Below are 5,305 nucleotides of genomic sequence, written 5' to 3'. Positions count from 1 at the left end.
GCCATGCTCATCATCTACTGCCTGCGCAATATCAGCTTCGGCTGGGGCACCGACCTGGCCGCCTTCGCCGGCTGGGCACCCCAGGTCATCTCCGCCGCCGTGGTGGTGGTCCTCCACCTCTGGAAGCACAACAACCTCCTGAGCATCTTCGGCGGCACCATCCTCTATATGGTGCTGGTCCAGGCCGTTTTCTGATCCTCGTCCTTTTTCTTGTAAGAAAAAGGACCAAAAAGAACTTTGGTAGCGCTCCGGAACAAGTACGGAACGGACGCTTTCGCCCGGTAACGAAAGCAGAAACAGAATAGAAACGCTAAGCGGGCGCTGCCGACGGCAGCGCCCGCTCGATTTTTAGAAAAGGGAACGCCGCCCGCTGACCCACGCCGCAGTCTTCGCCTACACAGCGATGAACACCACCCACATCGCAGCAACGGCAATCCCAGGCAGCGCCACCACGTTCCGACACCCACCCACGCAGGCGGCGAAAAAATTGTGGATAGAACCACAGCCTTTCCCTGTTCCGCCAAGGTAGTCCACTGTGGACGGTGCCGGTCCTCTACGGGGGCGTAAAGACGGGCCGCCGGATTCCTATTTGGGACCACTCAACCCATTTCGGAGCCCCTTTTTCTTTGGATTCCAAAAACCGTTCTTTTTCCAGCTGGGAAGCGAAACGGTCTTTGACCGTTCCTTACGGGAACACTTAACGCCCCCTCATCCGTCATGGCCAATGGCCATGACACCTTCCCCCCTCAGGGGGGAAGGTTTTCAGAGATGCGCTGCGCCTCACAAGAAAAGTGGTCCGACGAGTCGTGACATAAACCACACCGCAAGGCTACCCCTTACCCCTTATATTCCAGCAGCACAGCCCCCAAGGCCCTGGCGAACATCCGGGCGGCGGAAAGGGCCTCCTGAAGGGTGTTGCCGTGGCTGCCCACCTCCACCAGCATGGCGCCGGGGGCAGTCTGCTGATTGTAGCGGTTCTCCCTGAGGCCGATGGGCCGGGCCAGGGTGGGCCAGAGGGTGTTCATCTCCTTCTGGACCTGCACCGCCAGAGCCAGGTTTTCCAGCCAGTTGGGGTGGTCGTAGAGGGCGTTGGAACCCATGACCAGCATGACCTGGGCGCACTTCTCCCCGTTGATGGTGGTGATGGGCTTGTAGACGGTGCCGTCGGAGCCGATGAGGGCGTCCCGGTGGACGTCCAGCACCACCTGGATGGTGGGGTACTGCGCCAGCCAGTTCTCCACCGCCGCCAGGGAGCGGTCATAGGCGCCGTTGTACTCCGGGTAGTCGTAGAGGGCGGTGTCGTGGACCACGGTGAGCCCCATCTCGGTGAGCACCTTGGCGATCTCGTCCCCCACCCGGACCACGCTTTTCTCCGTGTCGGTGGTGCGGCACTCCCCGGTGGCCGCGTAGGTGTCGGTTCCGTCGGGGGTATAGGCCTCGCTGCCGTGGGTGTGGACGATGAGGACCTGGGGGCCCTCCTCCGGCAAGGTCAACGTGAGCTGAGCCTCCGCCATGGCCGCCACGTCCAGGGCCAGCCCCGGCCGGTTCTCGATGTACACCCCCTGGGCGCTGTCATAGCCGGCGCCGCTGGTGGGGAGCAGGGTCTTGCCCACGATGTCCTCCGGGGCGGCGGTGACCTCAGGGAGCTCCTCCGGGTCCTCCGGGTCGTCGGGCTCGCCGGTGAACGGAGGGGATGCCTGTACCTCCTCCGTAGTCTCCCCCTTGCCCACACCGGCGGAGAGGGTGGGGGACTGGCCCAGCACCAGCTTCTGCCAGCCGGTGAGGCCGGTCTCCTCCTCCGGCAGGTTGCCCAGCTCCGCCCGCAGGGCCGCCGACACAAAGGCCGGGCTCTCCGCCAGGGTGCGGAAGGTCTCCGCCGCCGCCCCCATGTCCGCCGTCAGCGACAGCACCCACACCGTCACCGTGGTCAAAAAGAGGGCCACCCCCCTCCGCAGCATCCTCGTCCACCGGCCTTGTCCCTTTTTCATGGCGCTCCCCGTCCTTTCTTTCGTTTCTTGGAGAGTCTATGCGCCGGGTCCGGCTCCTATGTCCCCCGAAAAACGACGGGAAAGCCTTTGAGATTCTCCCCGCCCTGTGATATACTGGATGGACACTTCAGATAAAGGCAGGTAGGGCTATGCGGGCGATGTGGGACTCCTCGGGGGTGCGTTTTATACGGGAAATGGTCACGGTGTACTTTGACCGGCGGGTCTCCCGCTCGGCGGCAGAGCTGGCCTATTTCCTCATCCTCAGCTTCTTCCCCGTCCTCATCTGCATCAACGCCTTTGTGGGCCTGCTGCGGCTGGACGTCAACCTGGTGCTGGAGGCGGCGGACGGCTTTCTCCCCCAGGAGATCCTCCCCATCCTGGGGGAGTACATCCGGTATATCTCCATCAACCAGTCCAATACCATGTTCTTCGCCGGGCTCACCATGGTCCTCTTCTCGGCCTCAGCGGCCTTCCGGGCCCTCATGAACATCATGGCCGACATCTATGAGCGCCCCACCTACCGTGGGATCGGCCAGATCGTGGCCAGCGTCCTCTTCTCCATTCTGTTTTTGGTAACCATCTACCTCTCCATGGTGGTCCTCCTCACCGGAAACTGGTTCCTCCACCTGGTGGAGGGCCGCTTTGTCTGGATCGCCCGGGTGGTGGGGGACTGGCAGTCCCTGCGCTTCCTCATCCTCTTCTGCCTGGTTCTCCTCTTCGTGCTGCTGGCCTACCGCCTGGCCGCCCCCAAGGGCCATCCCCGGCCTCCCATCCTCACCGGCGGCATCCTGGCCTCGGTGTCCCTGGTGGCCGCCTCCATGCTCTTCTCCTGGTTCATCGGCCTCTCCTCCCGGTACTCCCTGGTCTACGGGTCCCTGGCCTCCGTCATCATATTGCTGGTGTGGCTCTACCTGTGCGGCAACATCTTCATCCTGGGCAACGTCTTTAACTACGTCTGGTACAAGCGCCGGAAAAACTGAACCGCCGCCCCTCTCCCGAACCCAAAAGGCCGGGGGGAGGGGCGGTCCCTTTTTTCGGACCCATCCGCGCTGAAAGTCCGTTTTATTGTACTTTATATTTGCTATCCTTGGGGTACAACAAAGGAGCGGAAAGGAGCGCTGAAAGATGGAATACAGCATGCGTTGGGTGAGAGGACACATCGAAGTCTATGACGGGGCCGGGCGGTTCCTCTTTTCGGCGGACAGCGAGTGGGAGGCCGAACGGGAGCTGGAATCCTCCGCGGCGTAAAAGGGGCAAAAAGGGGACCTCCTTCTCTTCACGGCGCTCACCGTGGAGAGGGAGAGGTCCCTTTTTGATGCCGGGCGGGGCAGCTCCGAAACGCCCCCTCTTCTGTGGCGAACATGCACCAACATCCCCCTTCCCGTATAGAATGGGGGCAGCACAGGGAGAAGGACGGTGACCGGGAGATGGAGGAAGACATCCTGGCGGGGGAGGCGCGGACGCTGGACGACTCCCTGGGCTACATACTGGCGGTGATCGGGTCGGTGCTGCTCTCCTACAAGGCCACGGCCCTCCAGCGGGACGGGGTATGTCTGGCCCTGGCCGGGGACGACACCGGGGCCCGGGAGGCCCAGGAGCGGGTCCGGAAGCTCCGGCTGCTGTCGGGAGCGGTCCTCATCGGGGCACTGGGGTATTTCCTCTGCCTGGCCCTCCGGGCGGTGGACCAGACCAGGGGCTCCCCTGCGGCGGCGTCCTCCGCCCGGACCAATCTGACGGCCTCGGTACTGGTGCTGCTGGCGGCCCTGCTGCGGTTCCTGGACCAGAAGGGGCAGACCGCCGCCTGACGCCGCATCGGGAGGGATATCATGACAGATCTGGAGCTTTTGGCCCGCATCATCCAGTGTGAGGCCGGGGGCGAGGGGGAGCAGGGCATGAAGGGGGTGGCCTGCGTGGTGATGAACCGGGTCCAGGTGGACTATGGGGAGTACGGCCGGCTGGAGCCCACCATCCGGGCGGTGATCTACCAGCCGGGGCAGTTCGACTGCGCCCGGGAGTCCATCGGGGGCCGCTACAACGCCCAGAACATCTACAACATGTCGGTGGAGCCCATCCACTACGAGATCGCCGAGTGGGCCATCGCGGGGAACCGGCTGACCAACCTGGGCTTTGCCCTGTGGTACTTCAACCCCTTCAGCCCCACCTGCCGGCAGAACTTCCCCTCCAGGGTGGGGGAGTTCGTGGTGCGCATCGGCAACCACTGCTTCTACAACCCCACCCCCGCCTACGCCGACACCTAGAAGGAGGAGCGCTATGAGTCAATTTTATCCCAACGCCGTCCGCAGCATCGCCATGGACCAGGCCCAGGGCTCCGGGGGGCTGGTGACCCCGCCGGAGGAGAACTTCAACACCGACACCATGCGGGGCTCCCTCCAGCAGATTTTGTCCGACAATCTGGGGGCCTATGTCTCCTGCGAGTTCCTGGTGGGGCTCCAGGCCATGATCAAGAAGGAGGGCATCCTCTACTCCGTGGGCCGGAGCTACCTCACCCTCTACGAGGAGACCACCCAGACCTTCATGGTCTGTGACATCTTCTCTCTCAAGTTCATCACCTTCTACCTGCCGGGCCGCCGTCCGGGGCAGGCGGGCGCCTCCACGGTGCCCACGGTGACCATCCCCGGGGTGGGAGAGGTGCCCGCCGGCAATTACGGCCTGGGCACCGGCAACATCTCCTGGAACGTGGGCCGGGGGAACTGAAGTCAGTCCCCCTCCGCCCAGCGGCAGAAGCCCTCCCAGAGCTCCATGGCCTTGAACTTGATGACATAGCCCTCGCTCTCCCCGGTGAGGAGGGCGGCCTCCTCCTGGCCCAGGGCGGCCAGGACGGGCTGGGCCTCAGTGGCGGAGCTCTGGCACAGGGGCGGAAAGACCACGCACCACCAGTTCCGCCCGGCTCCCTCGCCCAGCACCACCCGCAGGGCGGTATACTGGCCCTGGGGGAGGGCGAAGCCGTCATAGGTCTTGGTGGGAAACCACACATCGTCCTCCAGGGAGGCGGAGACCGGGCAGTCCGCCCCGGCGGCCGTCACCGCCTCCTCCGCCGCCGTCTCCAGCTCGGGCAGGGCCCGGCGGAGGAGGTCCACCGCCTCTTTGGCGCTCCGGGCCCCGGCGCAGGCCTCTGCCGCCGCCTCCAGCACCTTGTCCCGGACCTGGAGCTTCAGCGCCTGGTCGGCGACGGAGTCGGAGTTGGCGATGACGTGGAGGCGCACCACCTGCTCGGCCAGGGCGGCCTGCTCCCGGTCCAGCCACAGCCCTGCCAGCAGGGCGATGGCCAACCCCGCCATCAGCGCCGCCTCCCAGCG

The 5,305-nt window shown here is 64.6% G+C and carries 8 protein-coding genes; 6 read left to right on the top strand and 2 right to left on the bottom strand.

Features of this window, described 5'->3' with window-relative positions:
- Positions 1–195, top strand: a 195-nt coding sequence (locus tag Q0K15_RS10565; RefSeq protein ID WP_294515807.1) for an AzlD domain-containing protein, incomplete at its 5' end; no start/stop codon positions are given.
- 641 nt (positions 196–836) lie between these two features.
- Here Q0K15_RS10565 and Q0K15_RS10560 read toward each other — a convergent pair.
- Positions 837–1,988, bottom strand: coding sequence for a stage II sporulation protein P (locus Q0K15_RS10560; RefSeq protein ID WP_294515806.1), 1,152 nt, complete (start codon positions 1,986–1,988; stop codon positions 837–839).
- Between the two features lie 149 nt (positions 1,989–2,137).
- Between Q0K15_RS10560 and Q0K15_RS10555 the strand changes: the two genes are divergently transcribed.
- From Q0K15_RS10555 to Q0K15_RS10535, 5 genes are all read left to right on the top strand, one after another.
- Complete coding sequence (locus Q0K15_RS10555) at positions 2,138–2,968, top strand: YihY/virulence factor BrkB family protein (RefSeq protein ID WP_294515805.1); 831 nt, start codon at positions 2,138–2,140, stop codon at positions 2,966–2,968.
- Positions 2,969–3,113: 145 nt separating this feature from the next.
- On the top strand, positions 3,114–3,236 hold the full coding sequence (locus Q0K15_RS10550; protein WP_278045144.1) for a hypothetical protein: 123 nt from the start codon (positions 3,114–3,116) through the stop codon (positions 3,234–3,236).
- A gap of 179 nt (positions 3,237–3,415) precedes the next feature.
- Positions 3,416–3,793, top strand: a complete 378-nt coding sequence (locus Q0K15_RS10545; protein ID WP_294515804.1) for a hypothetical protein — start codon at positions 3,416–3,418, stop codon at positions 3,791–3,793.
- 21 nt (positions 3,794–3,814) lie between these two features.
- Positions 3,815–4,246, top strand: a complete 432-nt coding sequence (locus Q0K15_RS10540; protein WP_294515803.1) for a cell wall hydrolase — start codon at positions 3,815–3,817, stop codon at positions 4,244–4,246.
- 13 nt (positions 4,247–4,259) lie between these two features.
- A complete protein-coding gene (locus tag Q0K15_RS10535; RefSeq protein ID WP_294515802.1) occupies positions 4,260–4,703 on the top strand; it encodes a hypothetical protein in 444 nt (147 codons plus the stop codon).
- A gap of 2 nt (positions 4,704–4,705) precedes the next feature.
- Here the strand turns inward: Q0K15_RS10535 and spoIIR are convergent.
- Positions 4,706–5,305, bottom strand: a 600-nt coding sequence (gene spoIIR, locus Q0K15_RS10530) for a stage II sporulation protein R (RefSeq protein WP_294515801.1), incomplete at its 5' end; no start/stop codon positions are given.

The sequence above is a fragment of the uncultured Intestinimonas sp. genome (assembly GCF_944387245.1).
Lineage (GTDB): Bacteria > Bacillota > Clostridia > Oscillospirales > Oscillospiraceae > Intestinimonas.
Note: the sequence above shows the minus strand (reverse complement) of the source record. Positions and strands in the feature narration are given on the sequence as shown.